Origin of the sequence: Nocardioides sp. NBC_00850, assembly GCF_045207335.1 — a bacterium.
Classification (GTDB): Bacteria; Actinomycetota; Actinomycetes; order Propionibacteriales; family Nocardioidaceae; genus Nocardioides.
Genome location: NZ_CP108845.1, coordinates 3,009,158 through 3,029,147, shown reverse-complemented (window position 1 = coordinate 3,029,147; position 19,990 = coordinate 3,009,158). Strand labels below are relative to the sequence as shown.

Genomic DNA, 19,990 nt, shown 5'->3' with positions numbered 1-19,990 from the left:
CCTCCGAGCACGACGGTCGCCGGACAGGGTGACCAGACCCGACCGGCTTCTGTCCGGGACTTGTCCAGGAGTCCGAAAGAGTGAGCACTGACGTTGTCGTTGATCGGCTCGCGCGGATCCGACAGGGTCGCGGTCTTGCGGAGCCGACGGCAGTCCTCGGACTTGCCGAGACTCTCAAACAGACCGTCGCACGAGCCAACGGAAAGTCGCCAACGGCGAGACCGGAAGACGAAGTCCGTATCGGCGTCGACCTGATCCGAGCAACTCTGCTGCTGATGCCAGATGACCTGCGACAGGTCGCAACCGCGCAGTTCAACCTGTCCAGCAGAGACCTCGGTCGGACATTGTCAGATCGAGAAGAGGACCTGGCTCGAGACTTGAAGTGCTCGGCCAAGACGATCAGGCGACGGGGCGCCGAAGCGGTCGCGTTGATGGCGCATTTCATTCGCAGCGGAGAGGCCGAGGCCCGATTGCTCGAGGGCCGACTCATGCCTGAGGAGAACTCCATTCAGGCGCCCCACGATCCGCCAACCGATCTGAGGACCTTCTGGGGTTGGCCACAGGCTTTGCGCATCGACATCTTGTGCTCGGAGATACCTGAGTCCGAGCGTCCCTACTTTGCTCATCCGAGCGACCGCAACTATCTCCGGTACGCCAAGTTCGCTGATCTGGATACGTTGATCTATCTGAGGTCGCAGCTCGCGCGATACCTGCCCGAGTCCAATATCCGTGACTTCTCGCCGAGTGAGTACTACGACAGTCAAGCCGACGAGCTCATCGTCATCGGCGGCCCGCCCTGGAACTCGAAGTATCGCGAGCTCCAGCACGCCCTACCGCTCGGCTTTCAGGCCAACCCGCTCGGGCAGGACGATCCGCTGATCGATGGCGACGCGTTGCACTACCCAGAGTGGCTCCCCGATGGGACTCTGCAGTCCGACATCTCGCTCTTCTCGCGGATCACCCTTCGCTCAGGACAGCAGATCAAGATGCTCGGTGGCTGCCTGACCGCTGGCGTGCTTGGTGCGGCTCGATGCTTCCTCGACCAAGCGATCGCCGGCCCCAACATTCGATGGGTGATCGATCAGGTTGGTACGGCCGACTTCTCGCTCGCCTTCCGCACGCCCCGCCTTGGCAGCTTCCTCGACCCACCGCTTCTCGCCGAGGCGGGCCTGCGGATCCTCTACGCCAAGCAGCCCGGCGCAGCTTCCTTCGACAAGCTCACCTTGTGACGATCGAGACCCCAACCTACGTCGTCAACCTGCCCCGACGCGCTGACCGGCGCGAGCGGATGGCCGCCCGCCTGGCCCAGTTCAGCACGGTCGTCTTCACCTCAGACTGGGCACCGGACTTCGACGGTCAGCGCCAGACTGCCCTGCTCGCCGAGAACCCGCGCGTCAGCCTGTCGCCCTGGCAGGACCTGACGTCCACGAACCCGTGGTTCTCCCGTCCTCTCAAGTGGGGCGAGGTCGGCTGCTCACTTGCTCACATCGCGTGCTGGGAGGACTTCGTACGATCGGGTGAGCAGGAGGCGATCTTCCTGGAGGACGACGCTCAGCCGATCCCAAGCTTCGCTAACGACCTACAACAGATCCTCGCCGAGGCTCGGCGCCATCGGTTCGACCTGATCTATCTTGGCCGGGTTCCGCAGGCCCCAGATCGCGCTGACCACGGCAGGCTGGTCGATCCCGGCTACAGCCACTGCACCTACAGCTACGTACTGAGTGCGTCAGGCGCCCGAAAACTTCTCGCCATGGAACCGTGGCGCGACCTCATCCCGGTCGATGAGTTTCTGCCCGCCACCTACACCCAGCATCCGCGCCGCGACGTCGCTACGCGCTTCGGTTCCGATGTGCAGGCAATCGCGTGCAAGCCGGACATCGTCCTGCAGGATCCCAAGGATGTCATGGGTAGCGACACCGAGCTGAGCGGATTCGTCACGCCTCATTCGGCCGCGGTCGCGGCTGATGCTGGTTAGTCCCGGTCACGAGGGTGTTGGCAGGCACGTCCTTCGTCACGATGGCCCCGGCGGCCACGTAGGCACCTGCACCGATCGTGACGCCGCCGACCACGACCGCGCCCATGCCAATGCAAGCTCCGTCTTGTAGAACGGGCGAGGCTTCATCCGGTCCCCACCAGTCCCCTGCCGGGTCGCTGTAGGCGTGCACAAGGTTGCCCATCGAGGTACAGCCATCGCCGATAACGCTCGTGTCACATACGAAGCCCGCGATCCTGGATCCGTCGCCGATCTGCACGCGATCACAGATGTAGGCGCCGTACATGATCCTCGTGCCGACCCCAACGACTGTGTCGTAGCCGATGTGGACGTTGTCTTCGACAACGACGTCTCCTTGAAGCTGGACGCCTTCGTACAGACTCACGAAGTTACCCAGGAGCGAGCCATCTCCGATCAGGCCTACCGACTCCGTGGTCGAATTCAGCCGGACCTCCGCCTGGGACCCGAGCACGCAGTGCTCGCCGACGGTCACGTTGCCTTGGATGATCGGCGGAATCAGCTTACGGCGCCGCAAGCCAGTCGACGGTGGCTTTGATGGCTTGGGCTTCGTAGTCGGAGCCACTGAATCCATGATCTGACCCTTCGATCGTGACAAGACGGAAGTGCTCGTTGGCCGACGCCAAGGCCGCGGATTCGCCGTAGGAGACAGACTCGTCCCGATCCCCGTGCACGATCAGACCACGAAGTGGGGACTTGGCCAGCGCATCACGTGCGTCAGTGACCCCCATCTCCTGCGCCAGCGCGTAGCCAACCTGGAACGTGCCGTCCAGTTCCATGTAGCCGTCAGCGAGCAGCCGGTCTTGAGTCTCCGGTGTGAAGTTGTCGGCCGCCCACGGCATTCGGCCGGCAACGAACGTGCCTGCGACGTCGAGGACCGGATTCCACAGACACAGACCGTCAAGAACCTCGCGTCGCAGCAGCGCGGGCAGCAGAATGCCGGTCGAGACCGCACCGAAGCTCGAGGCCAAGAGCACGACGCGACTGGCGCCGTTCGCTCGGCGCTGCGCCTCACTGATGGCGCATTCCAGGTCGATGACCTCGCCGGCGATCGTGACACCTCTCTGCGTGCCACTACTCCTCCCGTGTCCACGGAAGGAGAACCGAAGCGTCGCCCATCCGTGCTGGCTGACACTTTCTGCAAGTCGGTCGAACATGCCACCTTCATGGAGGTCAACCGTGATGCCGTGGGCCATGACGAGCATGCCTCGCGTCTCACCCTCGGGCACCGTGGCGATGGCCTCCAGGTCGAGGCCGTCATAGGTGTGGATGTCAACGTTGTGGGATTGCATTTGACCTCTTCATTCTCATCTCGTCTGTTGAGGTGGTGGCTCTAGCCATACAGAAGCGCCGCTGAACGAGTCAGATGCGGCTGAGGACGGCCAGCAAGGTCGTAGGCGCAGACTACGGCGATCCGTCGCCCAGCCGTCACAGGCGCAACCGCGTGCCGCACCGCACCCGCGTGCAGGATGTAGGCATCACCCGCCACAAGAGTCACCGACCTTGGGCCGCCGCTCGGCATCTGTAAGAGAAGCTCGCCGCCACCTCCTGGCGGTGGTGCCTCCACAATCAACACGAACGCAACCTCGTGGTCATCGACGTGGGCTCCATGAGTGTCACCGGATCGGTGAAGGTAGTTGACGACAACGGCCTCGATGTCATCCACGAGCGGCGTTGGCGCCTCCGCGGTGTGCGACTCGATAGCCCGGATCACACGACGGTCCTGATAGATCTGCCATGTTGTCGGGCAGGTGCGCTCTACGGCGAGTGCCGAGAGATTCGACATGTGCCGCGGCGTACTCCCCATCTCGGGGACCACAAGATCTCGGCGGGCCGCCTCGAGAGCAGCCCGATCCAGCTCGACCTTGATAGCCGCGAGATCAACACCATCGACAAAAGCCGGAAGATGGAGCCAGGGACCGTTCGGCCACGCGGGAGGACCCCCATCCGAATGCGCAGGCCCGGTTGATGCATGAGTCACGGACACAGCCAACCGGGCCGAACCAGAGCTGACAATCCCAGTTCATGGACGATTGCTGGTCAACATGTCCCCCTCGCCTCAGCTCACGCTGGCGGCCACTGGCCAGATCAGGCCGGCTGGGCGTCGCGGAGGCACTGCGAGATGGCGGTGGTGACACCGTCCCCGTCGCGGCTGGTGCCGACTTCTGCGATTCGGAAGACACGCACTCCGCCCAGATAGCAGCGCCAAACGGCGCAACCCCACCCAGTCGAGACTACCTCTCCACACACGTCGGAAGACGGGTCGTGACAAGAGATAGGCACGCCAGACAACCAGACCGCGCGCTGACCTAGGAAGTCGATGCACTAACGAAGCCAATTCACGGCGAGTGCCGGTACATTCTTGTCCGGAACAGGGATCCCAGGCGTGAGCGCCACGACCGCACCCTTACGAACATCGTCAAAATACTCCCGCTGCCAAAACTCAGAGGCGTGGACAAAGTAGCTCTCACCATCGACAACCGCGAAGGCGAAACCTCGGTCAGGGTTCACCTTTGATACCGTTCCAAGTACGCGACGAGCATGGAATGGGTCGGCTGAAATCCGTAGCGCCTGGATGCGACTCGCGAAACCTATGCACGATTCGGAAATATAGTCGACTACGTTTCTTCCTCTCGCATGCCGCAAGTCCCGCTCAACCAACAGCAGGCGATCTAGATCATGACCGTCCAATGCACCCGAATGGGACTCAAGTGTGCTGAGCACGCTTTCGACAAGTTCAGCTAGGCCAGCCCAGTCAGTCTTCTCGACCTTCGCATGACTGCCCTCCACGAGTCCGCTAAGCATAACGTCGATGGCTTCATGCGTGGACAAATCCGAAGACTCGGTACTGTCCAGCACTGAGCAGCAAATATCCAGCGCCGATTGCTCGGCATTAAGCATCAAGTGTGCGCGCGCAACTTCAAGTTTCAGTGAAGGATTATTGTGGTCCAGATTCGCTGCCGTTTGGATTTCGCGTAGACCCTCCCGAGGGCCGTACTGAGTCGCGCACAAGAATCGCCCAAAGAAGTAGTGTACATAAGGACTCTCGGCGGCGAGATCCCTAGCGCGTTCGTATGCCTCGTAAGCTTCGCCGTAGTTGGATGTCGTTTCAAAAACGAATCCAAGCACACGGTGAGGCTCGTGGTACCCGGGGGCCAGGTCAGCCGCCTCGCGGCACTGGTCGATCGCTCGATCAACATCTCCGCGTTCCACGGCCTCTAAGGCAGAGCGAAGGCAACGCGCGGCATAAAAGTCACCTGAACTCCGGATCTCAATCGTGTCGCTTGCATATGGGTCCCGCGCGTGGGCGTCTCGAAGATCGCCACCCGCCACGTAGAGATCGTTGTGCCTTTCTTGAACCACGGCGCGTTCGGCGGGTTCTACAGGGTGACGTTTTTGCAGGTAGCGCTTGGCAAAGTCTGTCAGCGCGTAGCCCGAGAGCGACCCGGAGCCAGCAACTTGAGCTACGAAGTTCGTCCGAGTCAGTTCCAAAATTGCACTCTGCAGCCTCGGCGCTTGAAAGTCGCTCAAGTATGCAAGTTCCGCAAGCGTATGCGATCCGGGTATCACCTGCATCGACGTGAGTACGGTCCGGGCATCTGGGTTGAGATAATCGAAGACATTTTCCATACAGTAGTCAAGTAAGAGTTCATTGTTGTGGATCAGACTGTCGGGCTCAACTCCCGCTTGCACGCCAGAGACAAACCACTTGATCTGCCCCGGATGACAGTTCATCTGCTCGACGAGACGATCCATCTCACTGCCCGACAACGCGGCCAGAGCCTGCACTCCTCGGACTTTCGCGAGCGTCCTCATCAGGTGGCCGCCCTCAGATACAGATAGCGGCTGCAGTTTGATGGGGTTCTCTGTACCAACACCGATTCGACTCGTGATGAGGACTCTACTGCCAAACGGCAGCCCTCTTAGAAACTCCGATACATTGTCATCCAGCACCGTCTCCAGGTTGTCAAGGATAAGTAGAACCCGAAACGTTTCCAAGTATTCAAGAACCTCAGCAATAGGATCTCGCCCTGAGAGCTCCCCAGCGAGTTCGCTCGCGGCACCAGAGAATAAGCCAAGCGAGTCCTGGATCGCCCCTTCAACCCTAACGATCTCAGCTGTCGTTAGAGTTGCGTTCTTAGCGGTTGTCCAAACAATCACGTCAAACGGAACATCTTCTCGATCTAGAAGGTCGTATGCAACCTGGAGAGCCAAGGACGTCTTACCCATGCCGCCATCGCCGAGGATGGAGACGACAGGCCACGGCCCGAGCAACGCCTTAGTCACGTCGGCCCTCTGCTTGCGGCGACCAAGAAAACCGGTTTCATCGAAATCCGCTGGCGGAAGGTTATTCTGGATGAAAGATTTCGATGCACGCAGGCTCATATCGTTCATTCCAAACACCGAGGACGGATCACGGTCGAGTTCGGCGATCACGCTCAATGTCCGGTCCCACGACCAGCCGGGAACCTGGGTGAGATCGTGCGAAAAGTCCACGACGATTGGAAGGTCGTCGATCTCTAGCGGTCGACTGTGAGCAACACGATTGCGAATCTGACCCAGCCGCTCCCATCTTGCGGTCAGGCCGAGGATTCCTTCGCGTAATTCTGACGGCAGTCGACTGCTCACCCTGTTCAGTACCTGGATCGCGTCGCCGAAGTCGATGTAGGGCAACAAGGCTGAAAGGCGCGTTGACGCCGACCCCCGTCGCTCTTTGGCACTCCGATCAGTGCAGATCGCGAGCAACTCCGTGCCCAGGACTGCCTCAGCCTCATCCTCTTCTGCCGTCGAGTCGATTAGGTCTCGGACGTCGGACTCCATGCCACCGAGAAGTGCATAGCATGTTCGACTCGAGAGGTTCCCGCTCACACTCTGCCTCCAATGGCCGACCGACGCCGAGGTTGTTCGCCACGTTAACGCGTTGGGGCCCGAAGCGCAGGAGGATGGCTTTATCGCTGGCGACCTGCGCGCCTTCGCAGCTTCCACGGCCACGAGACAACGAGCGCACGGTTGGCTGGGCCTCGGCCGACGATCGCCGGCCGAGGCCCGCCGCAACCCCTGCCGATGTGGTCGAACCACTGATTACGGATCACGGTCGCCACACAGGGTCGGAACCTGCCGTGGCCCGTCCGCCCCAGGGGTGAGGCGAGACTACGATTGTACGGGAGGAGCGCCCCGCGATGAGATCGCGTTGGTTTGCACGGATCGACCCGACGAGGGATGCGTCTATCCGCCGCCAGTGAGCTCTCCAATCACGCCGTCGTTCTCGCGCGCCGAGCGAGGCGCAACCCTCCCTACAATCTGATGCTCGCTGGCGTACCTGCGAGCCCGCGCCAATTGGTATGAAGCTCGAATGAGGCTCTCCCGATGCTCAGACCCTTCTCGAAGGGCATGTCATAGAACCTCTCGTGGAAGTGGTTAGGGCCGTGGCACCAACCAGCAACCTCCACGACCAGCTGCTCGAGCTGCTGAGCCTTCGCTAGTCCCGGCGACACCCAACCTTGGAGGAGAGCAAAGCCGTGCGGGTTGGCCGCGAGCAGATGATGGGCGAGCCGACGGGAGAGGTTCGTCGTGTGCCCGAACATCACGTACTGCCGCCGATGCCCTTGGAACTCTAGAACGTAGAGGCGATCTGGTCTCCCCGGCCTTGGCTCGGGGTATCGCGCGAGCTGCATCATCACCCCGCCCTGCACCAAGCGAGCGCTGTCGGGAAGCGGATGACCGCCAGGCTCGTCCGCGTCGACAGAACAGATTCTCGTGCGTGCTTCGTCGACGAGTTGTGGAAACCCGTGGTGAATGGGTGGAACCACTGGGGTCGTCAGGTCAACGAAAGCATCGAGATCCACGTCCACCGGCGGAGACAGTTCCGCACTGTCTTCTCCTGGCTCGATGCCAGCAGCACGGAAGATAGCCTCGAAGATGTTCTGGCTGGCCGAGTGCATCCGACGATTCTCCCCTGCCGGAGACATCCAGTCGACCACTACCTACGCAAGTCATACCGTCGAGACACGGCCAGCATCACACCGCCACGAGCCATCGACGGCGACGCTCAGTTAGCACACCTCGACGTGGAACAGCGGCTGCCCACCGAAGCCTCACGACCCCATCGGATGGGTCTCGACGACGTAAGGGTCTGCTCCCGGAGCGGCAGCTCGGGGAGTCGGCAGACTTTCGATGACCTGGTAGCCCACCGAGAACGGCCGCAATTGTCGGCGCCGGGTGGTGAAATGCGCTTGTGCCCGATCAACTCCCCGATGACCCCACAATTCTTGGCCCGGATGACCTCGTACATCTGCGCGTCCCTGCGGACGGGATGTGCTGGTGGTGCCGAGAGCGACCCGCCACGACGGGTGAGCACAAGTTCAAGCGCACCGACCTCGCCCGCCTCATGAGTGACGGCGAGTCGCTGATCTGGGGTGAACGAGGGAAGAACACACGAGAGATCCGCGGAACCAGCGGAATGACCCGCGACCGCTACGGCGTGATCAAGTTTCCGAAGTCGCTCTGCGAAACCTGCAACAACAAGCGGTCCAAGCCGTTCGACACCGCGTATGAGACCTATTCCGCCCACGTCAGCCAGACATCGTTGCGCATCATGCCCGGAGTCGACTTCCAGGAGATCTTCGCTGGCGACTGGGAGGAGTCAACGCTCAATTTGGCTCGCTACTACGCCAAGCACTTCGGCTGTCGCATAGTCCGCGCCGGTTTGCCAGTACCAGCATCTCTGCGTGCGTTCCTCGATGGCGCGAACGACATGCCCGACGCGCACATGGCGTTGATAACCACCGACGCGGTCCACAAGCGTTTCGGGTCCGGGCTCTCCATCAGTCCAGACTTCGCAGCAACAGACCGGGAGATGAACCGCATCACCACTTGGATCATGGCCGCCTACGTGGGCTCCATCGGAGTCCGATACGAATGGCATGAGGAAGGCATCCCCTATCGATCGCAGTTCTTCCATTTCCCACATCCGGTGATTAACTGCTTCAAGGACGAGCAAGCAGTGTTCGACGGACGCACTCGGCGTCCGGGATGGTTCGCTTCTCTGCTGCAGTGGGCCAACCGTCCGAGAAGGTAGGAGCGCGGATCCGCCGCGATCAGCGCACGCGCCCGACGCGCGTCACTTCGCCGCCTATGACACAGATGGTGTGGAGGGATCCCAATCCATGATTCGGGCTGTGGTGTTCGACGTCGGCGAGTGCCTGGTTGACGAGACCCGCGAGTACGGGACCTGGGCGGACTGGCTGGGGGTGCCGCGGCATACGTTCTCGGCTGTGTTCGGGGCGGTCATCGCTCGTGGGATGGACTATCGCGAGGCGTTTCAGGTGTTCCAGCCTGGGTTCGATCTGACCGAGGAGCGGCGGAAGCGAGAGCAGGCCGGGCAGGCGGAGCGGTTCGGGGAGGATGACATCTATCCCGACGTACGTCCTGCTCTGAAGGCGCTGCGCGAGGACGGGTCGTGGTTGGGATTGGCCGGGAACCAGACCGTGAGCGCGGGGCGGATCCTGCGGGAGCTGGACTTTCCGGTGGACATGGTCGCGACCTCCGACGATTGGGGTGTGAGCAAGCCGGATCTGGGTTTCTTCGAGCACGTCATCGAGGCAGTTCCGTACGCGGCGGAGGAGATCCTCTACGTCGGTGGCCGAATCGACAACGACATCCGGCCGGCCGCTGAGTCCGGGATGGCAACGGCGCTGATCCGCCGAGGGCCATGGGGTGTCATCCAGGAACATGACCCGACTGCGGACGAGATCTCGACGCTCCGGATCTCCTCACTCACCGAGCTGCCTACATGGATTGCGACCCTCAACGAGAGTTGACCGGAAGGGCGCCTGAGCAGGCGACAGGAGAGACATGAACTCCTGCACCGGGGGCGACGGCTCGATCGGGCAACTGCTCGAGAGACTGGCGAGGTCAGTCGGTGATGTCGCCGGAATCGCCGTACGTCGTGTCGTGCCAGGTGCCGTTGGATGCGCTGGTGGCGTGGAACTCGTACCACGTGCTGTTGACGTTGGTGATGGGCGAGAAGTACATGCCGGGCGATGGCCGGGGCCCGGTGCAGGTGCCGTCTGCGTCGCACTGCCAGTCGAAGTCTGCGACGTGGCCGCTGAGCGGATACTGCGGGTTGAACTCGCCGGTCAGCCGGAGGATTCGCATGCCGTGGAAGGTGCCGGTGACGCCCTCGCTGATCGTTCCGGTGCCGCCCGGGCTCACGCCCGCGAAGCTGGTCCAGGTGCCGTCGTACTCGATGCGGAAGCAGTAGTGTTTCTGACCGATCTTCCACACCTGCACATGCTGGAGATACGAGTCGAGGGCCCAGACGTGGCCGTCGCTGGCTATGTCTGCCACGTTCGTGTTGCCGATGGTCACGTCGTACAACGTCGGCCTGTCGGTCGGGCACGAGTCCAGGTCGGTGGGGACCGCCGAGGCATGGGAGGCGCCGGCAGCCAGCAGTCCGACGCAGAGAGTCAGAGCCATGAGCAGCCGGCGCATCGCGCCAAGGGCTCGCCGCGGCGCGGGTCTGGACATCTTCATGACGCCTCCTGGTGAGCTGCGGCCGAAGACTCTGGCACCGAGATCGACCGGACAGTCACTCCGAAGTCTGCGCCTGGCTACCCACGATGCGAATCACCGTTCCGGGGTAGGTTCGCCTGTCCGGCCGAGACTCGCGACGATGGTCGGGAGCCGGGTGCCGAACATCTCGACCCGGTCGACGGATCGGATCGGCAGGTCGACGGACGTACCCCAGGAACCCGTGCCGTCTCGGACGGTGCACGTCCCGAGCCACTGGAGGCGCCCGTCGGTGTCGACCAGGCGTACGTGGTAGGTGCCGTTCGGGGCGTCTTCGACGGACATGAACAGCCAGGATGGCCGTCCTTGGTAGGCGAAGACGCTTCCGACACTGGCATCGTCGATCTGAAGGTCCGCTGCCCAAAGGTAGCTCCCGTCGGCGGTGGAGAGTACGCCGCGGTAGTGGTCGGCCACGTCGCGGTCGTCCGCGCCACGCCACCAGGTGAGTCCGGCGGCGAGGGTCGCGACCAGCACCATCGCCGCCGCGGCGAGCAGGCCGGTGCGGATCCTGTGCCGGGGGGCGCGCTGATCCAGCGCCGCCAGCACTCTGACGTCGAACCCGGTTGGCGGTTCGCGCTCCGGCACGAGCTGCAGCAGGGCATCGACGGTGCCTGAGACTTCCTCGAGCTCGCGTCGACAGCTCGCGCAGTCGGCAAGGTGTGCCACCCCACGGGCCCGCGACTCGCCGGACGCCACCCCCATCGCCAGCTCCGGGATCAGCTCTCGCACCTCCCGGCAGCGTTCGGACTCAGGCATCGCGAACCCCCATTCGTTGCCGTAGCCTCTGCAGGCCTCGGCGGACCCTGGTCTTCACCGTGCCGGCCGGTACGTCGTCGCGCGTGGCGATCTCCCGCGCGGTCAGACCGAAGTAGGTCATCAACACGATCGGAGCGGCCATCTCGGAGGGGAGCTCCGCCAACGCCTGCCGCAGCGCGAGGTTGGTGTCCAGGTTATCGCTCGCGTCACTCTCGTCTCGTACCGTCAACAGCGCCACCAGCAGGTCCGGGTCCATCGGATCGTCGTGGCGGTAGCGGATGGCATCGATCGCTGCGTTCCGGGTGATGGCCAGCAGCCAGGTGGAGGCACACCCGCGTCGCGGGTCGTACGTGGAAGCGTGTCGCCACGCCTTGACGAAGGTGTCCTGGGCGACGTCTTCGGCGAGGGCGGGCTGCTGGACGATGGTGACGGCAAGGCCGTAGACGCGAGCCTGATGGCGGCGGACGAAGGCCGCCGCCGCGTCCTGGTCGCCACTGGCCATCGAGGCCAGCAGCGACTCGTCCGACACGGCCACCGCGCGGTCCTAGGATCCGGTCGGGCGACGGGGAGTCATACGACAAGACCGTACGCCGCCGGCCGGGAGCGAGACCGTGCCGTCAGTAGCCAAAGCCACCTCCGTTGTCGTCTGGCTTGGACGATTCCGAGGGGGTCGAGGACCCATCGGTCCGCGCTGCCGCCCACACGAACTGGGTGCCCTGGAAGTCATCCGTGAAGCCGTCACCCTTGAGCTCCCCGGCGCCCTCCTCGGCGAAGGTGTACAGTGGCAGGCCGTCGTGCGTCAGCTGCGACTTTCCGTCCGGACGGTCCACCGTCCCGAAGTCGTCACCCAGCGTGGAGTTCGCCGCTTCGACGTCCGCGTCGGAGGCGACGATCGGCGCCCAGAATTTCGTGCAGGCGTCGACGCAGTGGATCTGCCCATCCTTCTCGACCTCAGCGGTGTAGAGCGTGTGCCCCTCGGCATCGGCAAGCACCTTGGTCCCGTCGACCTCGGCCGACGAGACGAGCCCCGATCCGCCCCCACCGGCGTCCGATCCGTCCGCGCCGTCGTCGCTGCCGCAACCCGCGGCGACGAGCGCTGTGGCAGCAGCCACGATCACGACCCTTGCCAGGTACGAAGTCGGAGGTCTCATACCAGGTATACGTGCCGACCTGCCCCACGGGATTCATCGAACCTGAGTGGGTCGTGGCCGGTCGGACGCTGTCTGCGTCAGGCTGCGGTCCAGGTCCTCGAGGACCTCGGGCCAGGTGGTCTCGCTCGGTGGGTCGCTGTGGGCGAAGGTGCCGGCGATCTCGAGGGTGATGTAGCCGTGGATGAGGCTGGACATCAGCCGGACGGCGTACGTCTCGTTGGTCTCGGCGATGCCGTAGCTGCGGATGACGGTGAGGGCCAGGTCGGCGTTGCGGCGGCCGGCGGTGACGGCGGCCGCGACCGAGTCCGTGATCTCCGCAGTCGGATCGGAGGCGGGTGGGACGCGCTGGCGGGTGGTGGCGTCGTAGCGGCCGGGTGAGCGGCGGGCGAAGTCGCGGATGGCGTCGGCGTACGCGACGAGGAGGTCGCGGCCCTCCCCCGCGGCCATCGCGGTGCTCGTGGCGTCCGCGAGCTCGTCGAGGACGTACGCGGTGACGGCGGTGCGGAGGTCGGTGGCTCCCGAGATGTGGGAGTAGAGGGTCGGCGACCTGACTCCGAGATGCCGCGCGAGGACCGAGATCGTGACGGCGTCGAAGCCCAGCTCGTCGGCCAGATCGGCGGCGGCCGCGATCACGGCGCTCCGGTTCAGCCCCGGGCGACCCATCAACACCCTCCGAATAACGAGTTGCCTAACAGTTGTAGGAAACCTAGCATGGTTGGCATGAAGCCGCTGACCGAGACCGACGTACGCGCATCGTTCGTCAACCTCACCAAGGGCGCGACCAAGCGCCTCAACCTCCCTGCTGACCTGGCCGAACGGCCGTGGGACGACCTCGACTACCTCGGCTGGCAGGACCCGAAGGCACCGCAGAACCACTACCTCGTCACCGAGCACGACGGCCGGCTCTGCGGGGTCGCCCTCCGCGCCTCGCGCGAGTCGCGAGGGCCCCGCAAGACGATGTGCGCGCTGTGTGCGTCGGTCAGTGACGTCGCGCTGCTGGTCGCCTCCCGCGCCGGTCGCTCCGGACAGGACGGCAACTCCGTCGGCACCTACATCTGCGCCGACCTCGACTGCTCACTCAAGGCACGCAACAAGCGCAAGCTCGACTCCCCGGTCATCCACGAGACCCTCAGCTCCGAGCAGAAGGTCGACCGGCTGGTCGGCAACCTCGACTCGTTCGTCGCGCGGGTGCTCCGGCCTGCCTGACAGATCGCCAGGCGAGACCGGTCCCCGTCAGCACTCGATGACGTTGACCGCGAGACCGCCGCGGGAGGTCTCCTTGTACTTGACCTTCATGTCAGCCCCGGTCTCGCGCATCGTCTTCAGCGCCTTGTCCAGGCTGACCTTGTGGGAGCCGTTGCCGTTGAGGGCGAGGCGGGCGGCGTTGATGGCCTTCACGCTGGCGATGGCGTTGCGTTCGATGCACGGGATCTGCACCAGCCCGCCGACCGGGTCGCAGGTGAGGCCGAGGTTGTGCTCGATGCCGACCTCGGCGGCGTTCTCCACCTGCTCCGGGGAGCCGCCCAGCACCTCGCAGAGCGCGCCGGCGGCCATCGCGCAGGCCGAGCCGACTTCGCCCTGGCAGCCGACCTCGGCACCGGAGATCGAGGCGTTCGTCTTGCACAGGATCCCGATGGCGGCCGCGGTGAGCAGGAAGCGGACTATGCCGTCCTCGATCTCGGCTTCGTCCAGCCCGGCGGCCGGCGCCACGAAACGTACCCAGTAGTGCAGGACAGCGGGCACGATGCCGGCCGCGCCGTTGGTGGGAGCGGTGACGACCCGCCCGCCCGAGGCGTTCTCCTCGTTCACCGCCAGGGCGAACAGGTTGACCCAGTCCATGACCCGGAAGGGGTCCTGGGCGCCGGCTCCCGACGCCAGATCGCGGTAGAGCAGCGGTGCCCGGCGCGGGACCCGCAGACCCCCAGGAAGTACGCCGTCGCTGACCGGATCACGGTCGCAGCCGGCCTGCACGCAGTCGGCCATCACCCGCCAGATCTCCAGCAGACCGGCGCGGATCTCGTCGTGCGTACGCCAGGTCAGCTCGTTGGCGCGCATGAGGTCGGAGACCCGGAACCCCTCGCGCTCGCAGGTGCCGAGCAGCTCGGCGCCGGTGGTGAAGGGAAACCGGACGCTCGAGTGATCGGGCACGATCCGGGCGGCGCCGGACGCGTGCTCGTCGACCACGAAGCCGCCGCCGACGGAGTAGTAGGTCCGCTCTCGGCTCACCTGCCCGGAGGCGTCGTAGGCGGTGAACACCATGCCGTTGGGGTGGCCCGGCAGGCTCTTGCGTCGATGCATCACCAGGTCGGTCTGGCTATCGAAGCGGATCAGCCGGTGACCGCCCAGCGACAGTTCCCCGCGCTCGCGGATGGCCGCCACCCGCCCGGACGAGGCTCGGGTGTCGACGGTCGCCGGCTCCTCCCCCTCGAGGCCGAGCAGCACCGCGCCCTCCGAGCCGTGCCCGTGCCCGGTCGCGCCGAGCGACCCGAAGAGCTCGGCCTTCACTCGCGTGACCGCGTCCAGCTGACCGTCCTCGACGAGACCGTCGACGAAGATCTTCGCCGCCCGCATCGGTCCGACGGTGTGGGAGGAGGACGGTCCGATGCCGATCGAGTACAGGTCGAAGGTGCTCAAGGTCATCGCCACGACGGGAGTCGCGACGCCGCTGAGGTCAGCGGTCACGACGGTTCACTCCTCGATCAGAGCGTCGTAGGCCGCGGCGTCGAGCAGGTCGGGAGCACCCGAGACACGCATCTCGAAGAGCCAGCCGGCGCCGAACGGGTCGCTGTTGATCAGCGCAGGATCCTCGACGACGGCCGAGTTGATCTCGAGGATCTCGCCGTCGGCGGGCGCGAAGAGGTCGCTGACGGACTTCGTCGACTCCAGCTCACCGCAGCTCTCTCCCCCGGTGATCTTGGTGCCCACCTCGGGCAGCTCGACGAAGACGATGTCGCCCAGGGCCTCGGTGGCGAAGGCCGTGACACCGACGCGCGCGACATCGCCGCGGGTCTCGATCCACTCGTGCTCGGCGGTGTACGACAGGTGGGACGGGTTGCTCATGGCGGTGCTCATTTCTTGGAGTAGAAGGGAAGAACGACGATCTCGGCGTCCTCGCGGCTGCCGCGCACGTCGACGTGGACCTTGGTGCCGGCGGCAGCGAGGTCAGGCCTGACGTACGCCATCGCGATGGGACGTCCGAGAGTCGGCGACGGGGAACCGCTGGTGACGGTGCCGATCTCGTCGCCGGTGTCCGGATCCACGATGGCGTAGCCGGCGCGCGGGGAGCGGCGCCCGGCGGCCACCAGGCCGACGAGCACGCTGCGCGGGCCCTCTTCGCGGCGTACGGCCAGGGCGGCATCGCCGACGAAGCCGTCGGGCTTGTCGAAGGAGACGACCCGGCCGAGACCGGCCTCGAAGGGAGTCGTCTCGCGGCTCAGCTCGTGACCGTAGAGCGGCATGCCGGCCTCGAGCCGGAGCGTGTCGCGGCAGGCGAGCCCGGCGGGCACCAGCCCGTGCGGCGTACCGGCCTCGGTGATCGCCTCCCAGACCGCAGCGGCCGACGAGGGCGCGCAGTAGATCTCGAAGCCGTCCTCGCCGGTGTAGCCGGTGCGCGCGAGCAGGACCTCGACCCCGGCGACCGTGCCGGCGTCGATGGCGTAGTACGTCAGGGAGGAGACGTCCAGGTCGGTCACAGGGGCCAGGATCGCCGCCGAGGCAGGGCCTTGGACCGCGATCAGCGCCCACTCCGCCGAGGCGTCATGGACCACGGCGTCGTACCCCTCGGCCCGCTCGACCAGAGCCGGAGCGACCACGCCGACGTTGCTCGCGTTGGCGACAACCAGGTAGCGCTCCTGCTCGAGCCGGTAGACGACCAGGTCGTCGATGATGCCGCCGTCCTCGGCGCAGATCATCGAATAGCGGGCGCGGCCGAGGCCGATCTTCGACGGCCGACCGACCAGGGCACGGTCGAGGGCGCGTCCCGCCTCGGGGCCGGTCACCTCGACCTCGCCCATGTGGGACAGGTCGAAGAGGCCCGCGGTGGTGCGTACGGCATTGTGCTCGGCGGTCTCCGAGCCGTAGCGGACCGGCATGCTCCAGCCGGCGAAGTCGGTGAACGAGGCACCGAGCGCCTGGTGGATCTCATGCAGAGGGGTAGGGACGGGTGAGGTCATTGTGCGGGAGGCTCCCTGCTGTTGGGTGCCGCCAGCCGCGGCACCCGTGGACGGGTGACCTCCCCGCTCTGTCATCGCTACCTGAGAGCTTCACCGCCCGGGAGGGGCGATTTGCACCGTGGGTGCAGGATCCAGCGGATCCTGTCTTTCCAGAGGTCGCCTCACCACAGCGGTCATTGGGCCTGAGAGATTCTGGGGAGGTTTGCTCCTTCGGCGCCTCACCCGGGATGGGCAAGGACTCTCCCGCTGCGGTTCAAGTGGCGGATGTGAAGTTGTGCGGCACAACCTAGGTCTGGCCACCTCGGTCGTCAAGACGTGACCCTATTAACAGGAACTGTTCTCATCGGGCCCTACGATGGCCCGATGCCACCGACCAGCGCCAGCAACCGGGTTCCCGTGGTCATCCTCACCGGCCACCTCGGGTCGGGCAAGACCACGCTGCTCAACCATCTGCTGCGCCAGCCCGGCGCGCGCGTGGGCGTGGTCGTCAACGACTTCGGCGACATCAACGTCGACGCCGGCCTGGTCACGGGGCAGGTCGACGAGCCGGCCTCGATCGCCGGCGGCTGCCTGTGCTGCCTGCCCGACGCCGGCGGTCTCGACGATGCCCTCGAGAAGCTGACCCACCCGCGGCTCGCGCTCGACGTCGTCATCGTCGAGGCCAGCGGGATCGCCGAGCCCGGGACGCTGGGCCGGCTGGTCCGGTTCAGCGGCGTCGAGCGGGTACGCCGCGGTGGGCTCATCGAGGTCGTCGACGCCTCGGCGTACTTCGACACCCTCGACGACGGCCGAGGCCCGGCGCCGGTCCGGTTCGCGGCCGCCTCCCTGGTCGTGATCAACAAGACCGACCTGGTGCCGGCTGATGACCGGGACGAGGTCCTGGCCCGCATCGAGCAGCGCGTGCGGGAGCACAATCCCGAGGTCCATGTGGCGTACGCCGTGGGTGGCCGGATCGACCCGCGGCTCGTCTACGACGCCGCCGTGCCCGAGGACCCGCCCGACGAGCTGCCGATCGCCGCGCTGTTGCGCGAGGCGGCCGCCTCGCACGACGCTCATCAGCACGCCCGGGCGGTCACCGTGACCACGCCGGGCACCATCGAGCCGGCTCGACTGGTCGACCTGCTCGAGGAGCCTCCGGCGACGGCGTACCGGGTCAAGGGGACCGTCGCCGTCGCGACCGGCCAGGGACCGCGCAGCTACCAGGTGAACCTGGTCGGACGCAGCGCCCATGTCGCCGCGGCGACGCGGATGCCCGAGCCGGCGAGCGAGCTCGTGGCCATCGGCCTGGAGCTCGAGACCGACCCGGTCCGGCAGCGCCTTGCGGAGGCCCTCGCCCCGGCCGAACGGCCGAGCACCGAGGGCCTACGCCGGCTCCGCCAGCTGGTGCGGGTCAGCCTCTGACCAGCGGGATCAACCCGCCCTGCGCACGATCCGTTCCATGTCGGTGATGATCACCGAGCGCGACTCCAGCCGGACCCAGCCCTTGGCCGCGAAGTCGGCGAGCGCCTTGTTGACCGTCTCCCGGGCCGCCCCCACGAGCTGCGCGAGCTCCTCCTGGGTCAGGTCGTGGCGTACGTGGAGGCCCTCCTCGGTCTGCTCCCCGAACCTCTCGGCGAGGTCGAGCAGAGCCTTCGCCACCCGGCGGGGTGCGTCAGCGAAGACCAGGTCACCGATCACGTCGTTGGCCCGGCGCAGGCGACCCGACAGCAGGGCGAGCAGCCCACGGGTCACGCTCGGGCGCCCGTCGAGCAGGCGCAGCAGGTCGTCGTGCGACAGCGAGGCGAGCTCGACCTGGTCGGTGACGGCCGTGACGGTGGACGAGCGCCGACCGGGGTCGAAGAGCGACAGCTCGCCGAACACCTGGCCCGGCCCCAGGATCGCCAGCAGGCTGTCCTGTCCGTTGGCCGCAGCACGGCTCAGCTTCACCTTGCCGTCCACGACCGCGTAGAGCCGGTCGGCGGCGTCGCCCTCGTGGAACAACACCTCGCCGCGCCGGAGGCGTGTCTGACCCATCATCGCGAGCATCGCCGTCATCGACTCGTCGTCCAGCTCGCTGAAAAGCGGTGCGTGCCGAAGCACGTCTTGATCCATTACCCAGCCGCTCCTGTCATCCTTTTACCGAAGACATCAGCCTAGCCAGATCCGGGCCTTCGACAGCGGATGTGTGTCCCGCATCGCAGGCGCTTGGAGTGCGTTCTTCGCCACACTCGGCTCCCCCACACATGAGCATGCGATCAGGCGGGCCGCGGAGCGGCGGTGGTTCGACGCACCACCAGCTGGGTGTCCACCGTGACAGACAGTGCGGTGTCTTCCTCGTGGCGAAGCAGGCCGAGGAGCATCTGGGCGGTCAGCACGCCCTGCAGACGTGCGTCCTGCCTGATCGTGGTCAGGTGCAGGAGGGCGGCGTGTGGATGGTCGTCGATGCCGATGATGGATATGTCTTCGGGAATCCGCAGACCGGCGTCCCGGATGGTGCGCATGGCACCGAAGGCGACTTCGTCGGAGTGAGCATAGACGGCGGTCGGGAGCTCGGACGCCGAGAGCAGCTGGGCCATTGCCGAAGCGCCCTCCTCGCCACCCCAATCGGTGGTGACCACGAGCGATGGGTCGGGCTTGATCCCCGCGTCGGCCAGAGCGAGATGGTAGGCGCGGCTTCGCCCGGAGGGTTGGCGCGGCTGGTCGGGGTCTATCGCCTCGATCATCGCGACCCGCTTGTGGCCGAGCCCGAGGAGATGTCCCATCGCCTGCCCGCCGGCTCTGAGGTCGTCGATGCAGACGTGCGGATAGACCTCGTGCTGGCCGCCTGCGGCGACGACCTGGACGCCGAGCATCAGCTCGAGGCTTCGGCGCTCAGCCTCCTCGACGGGGAAGCCCACGACGATGACGGCGTCGACCTTCCGCCGGGCGGGCAGGCGCTCGAAGAAGGACGTGCGGTCCTCCAGGTTGCCGACGTGATAGAGCAGCACATCGAACTGGGACTCGCGCAGCACTGACTCGATGCCTTCGAGGATCGCACCGAAGAACCAGCGCGAGAGATGCGGCGCCACGACCGCGACCCGACCCGTGGAGCCCTTCTTGAGCCTCGAGGCGTCGGGTGAAACGACGTAGGCATGCTTCTTCGCGACGTCCAGCACCTTCTGCCGCGTCGCAGGAGAGACATTGGGCATGCCGCTGAGTGCTCGTGAGGCGGTCCCGAGGCCCACCCCCGCTATCCGGGCGATGTCGGCCAACGTCAGCTCGCGCGGCAACTCAGAGTCCATGTCGAGCATGGTACGTGATCCGCTGGCAACGTTTCCACCCAACTGGGCGGCTGTGTTCACGCTCCGCCC

The 19,990-nt window shown here is 65.5% G+C and carries 20 protein-coding genes and 1 riboswitch; of the genes, 6 read left to right on the top strand and 14 right to left on the bottom strand.

Translation table 11 applies throughout. The features are described 5' to 3' along the window. Positions 1-80 precede the first annotated feature (80 nt). A complete protein-coding gene (locus tag OH802_RS14715) occupies positions 81-1,229 on the top strand; it encodes a hypothetical protein (RefSeq protein ID WP_406029139.1) in 1,149 nt (382 codons plus the stop codon). Then, positions 1,226-1,975: a glycosyltransferase family 25 protein gene (locus OH802_RS14710; protein WP_406029137.1), complete on the top strand. Its 750-nt coding sequence runs from the start codon at positions 1,226-1,228 to the stop codon at positions 1,973-1,975. The genes OH802_RS14715 and OH802_RS14710 overlap by 4 nt, the downstream gene beginning before the upstream one ends. Here the strand turns inward: OH802_RS14710 and OH802_RS14705 are convergent. The 4 genes from OH802_RS14705 to OH802_RS14690 form a co-directional block, all read right to left on the bottom strand. After that, positions 1,935-2,486 (bottom strand): DapH/DapD/GlmU-related protein, encoded by a 552-nt coding sequence (locus OH802_RS14705; RefSeq protein WP_406029135.1) that lies wholly within the window; start codon positions 2,484-2,486, stop codon positions 1,935-1,937. The two genes, OH802_RS14710 and OH802_RS14705, sit on opposite strands and share 41 nt — an antisense overlap. Positions 2,487-2,514: 28 nt before the next feature. Next, a complete protein-coding gene (locus OH802_RS14700; RefSeq protein ID WP_406029133.1) occupies positions 2,515-3,303 on the bottom strand; it encodes an alpha/beta hydrolase in 789 nt (262 codons plus the stop codon). 1,033 nt (positions 3,304-4,336) lie between these two features. After that, complete coding sequence (locus OH802_RS14695; RefSeq protein ID WP_406029131.1) at positions 4,337-6,832, bottom strand: NB-ARC domain-containing protein; 2,496 nt, start codon at positions 6,830-6,832, stop codon at positions 4,337-4,339. A 473-nt stretch (positions 6,833-7,305) separates the two neighbouring features. Then, a complete protein-coding gene (locus OH802_RS14690; protein WP_406029129.1) occupies positions 7,306-7,953 on the bottom strand; it encodes a hypothetical protein in 648 nt (215 codons plus the stop codon). 293 nt (positions 7,954-8,246) lie between these two features. On the opposite strand from OH802_RS14690, the gene OH802_RS14685 reads away from it, so the two are divergent. Both OH802_RS14685 and OH802_RS14680 read left to right on the top strand, forming a co-directional pair. Further along, positions 8,247-9,089: a hypothetical protein gene (locus OH802_RS14685; protein WP_406029127.1), complete on the top strand. Its 843-nt coding sequence runs from the start codon at positions 8,247-8,249 to the stop codon at positions 9,087-9,089. 88 nt (positions 9,090-9,177) lie between these two features. Next, a complete protein-coding gene (locus OH802_RS14680; RefSeq protein ID WP_406029125.1) occupies positions 9,178-9,831 on the top strand; it encodes an HAD family hydrolase in 654 nt (217 codons plus the stop codon). 94 nt (positions 9,832-9,925) lie between these two features. Here OH802_RS14680 and OH802_RS14675 read toward each other — a convergent pair whose 3' ends face one another. The 5 genes from OH802_RS14675 to OH802_RS14655 form a co-directional block, all read right to left on the bottom strand. Further along, positions 9,926-10,546, bottom strand: a complete 621-nt coding sequence (locus tag OH802_RS14675; protein ID WP_406029123.1) for a hypothetical protein — start codon at positions 10,544-10,546, stop codon at positions 9,926-9,928. A 93-nt stretch (positions 10,547-10,639) separates the two neighbouring features. After that, complete coding sequence (locus OH802_RS14670; RefSeq protein WP_406029121.1) at positions 10,640-11,338, bottom strand: anti-sigma factor family protein; 699 nt, start codon at positions 11,336-11,338, stop codon at positions 10,640-10,642. After that, positions 11,331-11,873, bottom strand: a complete 543-nt coding sequence (locus OH802_RS14665) for an RNA polymerase sigma factor (protein WP_406029119.1) — start codon at positions 11,871-11,873, stop codon at positions 11,331-11,333. Before OH802_RS14665 ends, OH802_RS14670 begins: the two co-directional genes overlap by 8 nt. A gap of 82 nt (positions 11,874-11,955) precedes the next feature. After that, positions 11,956-12,450, bottom strand: coding sequence for a hypothetical protein (locus tag OH802_RS14660; protein WP_406029117.1), 495 nt, complete (start codon positions 12,448-12,450; stop codon positions 11,956-11,958). A 72-nt stretch (positions 12,451-12,522) separates the two neighbouring features. Then, positions 12,523-13,152, bottom strand: a complete 630-nt coding sequence (locus tag OH802_RS14655; protein ID WP_406029115.1) for a WHG domain-containing protein — start codon at positions 13,150-13,152, stop codon at positions 12,523-12,525. Positions 13,153-13,209: 57 nt separating this feature from the next. On the opposite strand from OH802_RS14655, the gene OH802_RS14650 reads away from it, so the two are divergent. Continuing rightward, the gene (locus OH802_RS14650; protein ID WP_406029113.1) at positions 13,210-13,695 is read left to right on the top strand and encodes an FBP domain-containing protein; all 486 of its coding nucleotides are present in this window, start codon (positions 13,210-13,212) and stop codon (positions 13,693-13,695) included. Between the two features lie 27 nt (positions 13,696-13,722). Here the strand turns inward: OH802_RS14650 and OH802_RS14645 are convergent, their stop codons facing one another. Genes OH802_RS14645 through gcvT form a run of 3 tightly spaced genes read right to left on the bottom strand, consistent with a single transcriptional unit; the run spans position 13,723 to position 16,661 of the window. After that, the gene (locus OH802_RS14645; protein ID WP_406029295.1) at positions 13,723-15,129 is read right to left on the bottom strand and encodes an L-serine ammonia-lyase; all 1,407 of its coding nucleotides are present in this window, start codon (positions 15,127-15,129) and stop codon (positions 13,723-13,725) included. A gap of 48 nt (positions 15,130-15,177) precedes the next feature. After that, on the bottom strand, positions 15,178-15,549 hold the full coding sequence (gene gcvH / locus OH802_RS14640; protein ID WP_406029293.1) for a glycine cleavage system protein GcvH: 372 nt from the start codon (positions 15,547-15,549) through the stop codon (positions 15,178-15,180). 8 nt (positions 15,550-15,557) lie between these two features. After that, a complete protein-coding gene (gcvT, locus tag OH802_RS14635; RefSeq protein ID WP_406029111.1) occupies positions 15,558-16,661 on the bottom strand; it encodes a glycine cleavage system aminomethyltransferase GcvT in 1,104 nt (367 codons plus the stop codon). A gap of 160 nt (positions 16,662-16,821) precedes the next feature. Continuing rightward, positions 16,822-16,917: riboswitch (glycine riboswitch) on the bottom strand. Positions 16,918-17,024: 107 nt separating this feature from the next. Between gcvT and OH802_RS14630 the strand changes: the two genes are divergently transcribed. Further along, entirely contained in the window at positions 17,025-18,062 is a 1,038-nt protein-coding gene (locus OH802_RS14630) for a CobW family GTP-binding protein (protein ID WP_406029109.1), read from the top strand. Between the two features lie 9 nt (positions 18,063-18,071). Here the strand turns inward: OH802_RS14630 and OH802_RS14625 are convergent, their stop codons facing one another. Together OH802_RS14625 and OH802_RS14620 are read right to left on the bottom strand one after the other, a co-directional pair. Then, positions 18,072-18,752: a Crp/Fnr family transcriptional regulator gene (locus OH802_RS14625; RefSeq protein WP_378834519.1), complete on the bottom strand. Its 681-nt coding sequence runs from the start codon at positions 18,750-18,752 to the stop codon at positions 18,072-18,074. Positions 18,753-18,895: 143 nt separating this feature from the next. Then, positions 18,896-19,921 (bottom strand): LacI family DNA-binding transcriptional regulator, encoded by a 1,026-nt coding sequence (locus OH802_RS14620; protein WP_406029106.1) that lies wholly within the window; start codon positions 19,919-19,921, stop codon positions 18,896-18,898. Positions 19,922-19,990 lie beyond the last annotated feature (69 nt).

Bases quoted from the DNA above. Each gene is read 5' to 3' on its own strand.
- OH802_RS14700 (WP_406029133.1), bottom strand. From the start codon at position 3,303: ATGCAATCCCACAACGTTGACATCCACACCTATGACGGCCTCGACCTG.
- OH802_RS14695 (WP_406029131.1), bottom strand. From the start codon at position 6,832: ATGGAGTCCGACGTCCGAGACCTAATCGACTCGACGGCAGAAGAGGAT.
- OH802_RS14690 (WP_406029129.1), bottom strand. From the start codon at position 7,953: ATGCACTCGGCCAGCCAGAACATCTTCGAGGCTATCTTCCGTGCTGCT.
- OH802_RS14680 (WP_406029125.1), top strand. From the start codon at position 9,178: ATGATTCGGGCTGTGGTGTTCGACGTCGGCGAGTGCCTGGTTGACGAG.
- OH802_RS14675 (WP_406029123.1), bottom strand. From the start codon at position 10,546: ATGAAGATGTCCAGACCCGCGCCGCGGCGAGCCCTTGGCGCGATGCGC.
- OH802_RS14670 (WP_406029121.1), bottom strand. From the start codon at position 11,338: ATGCCTGAGTCCGAACGCTGCCGGGAGGTGCGAGAGCTGATCCCGGAG.
- OH802_RS14655 (WP_406029115.1), bottom strand. From the start codon at position 13,152: ATGGGTCGCCCGGGGCTGAACCGGAGCGCCGTGATCGCGGCCGCCGCC.
- OH802_RS14650 (WP_406029113.1), top strand. From the start codon at position 13,210: ATGAAGCCGCTGACCGAGACCGACGTACGCGCATCGTTCGTCAACCTC.
- OH802_RS14645 (WP_406029295.1), bottom strand. From the start codon at position 15,129: ATGACCTTGAGCACCTTCGACCTGTACTCGATCGGCATCGGACCGTCC.
- gcvH (WP_406029293.1), bottom strand. From the start codon at position 15,549: ATGAGCAACCCGTCCCACCTGTCGTACACCGCCGAGCACGAGTGGATC.
- gcvT (WP_406029111.1), bottom strand. From the start codon at position 16,661: ATGACCTCACCCGTCCCTACCCCTCTGCATGAGATCCACCAGGCGCTC.
- OH802_RS14630 (WP_406029109.1), top strand. From the start codon at position 17,025: ATGCCACCGACCAGCGCCAGCAACCGGGTTCCCGTGGTCATCCTCACC.
- OH802_RS14625 (WP_378834519.1), bottom strand. From the start codon at position 18,752: ATGGATCAAGACGTGCTTCGGCACGCACCGCTTTTCAGCGAGCTGGAC.
- OH802_RS14620 (WP_406029106.1), bottom strand. From the start codon at position 19,921: ATGGACTCTGAGTTGCCGCGCGAGCTGACGTTGGCCGACATCGCCCGG.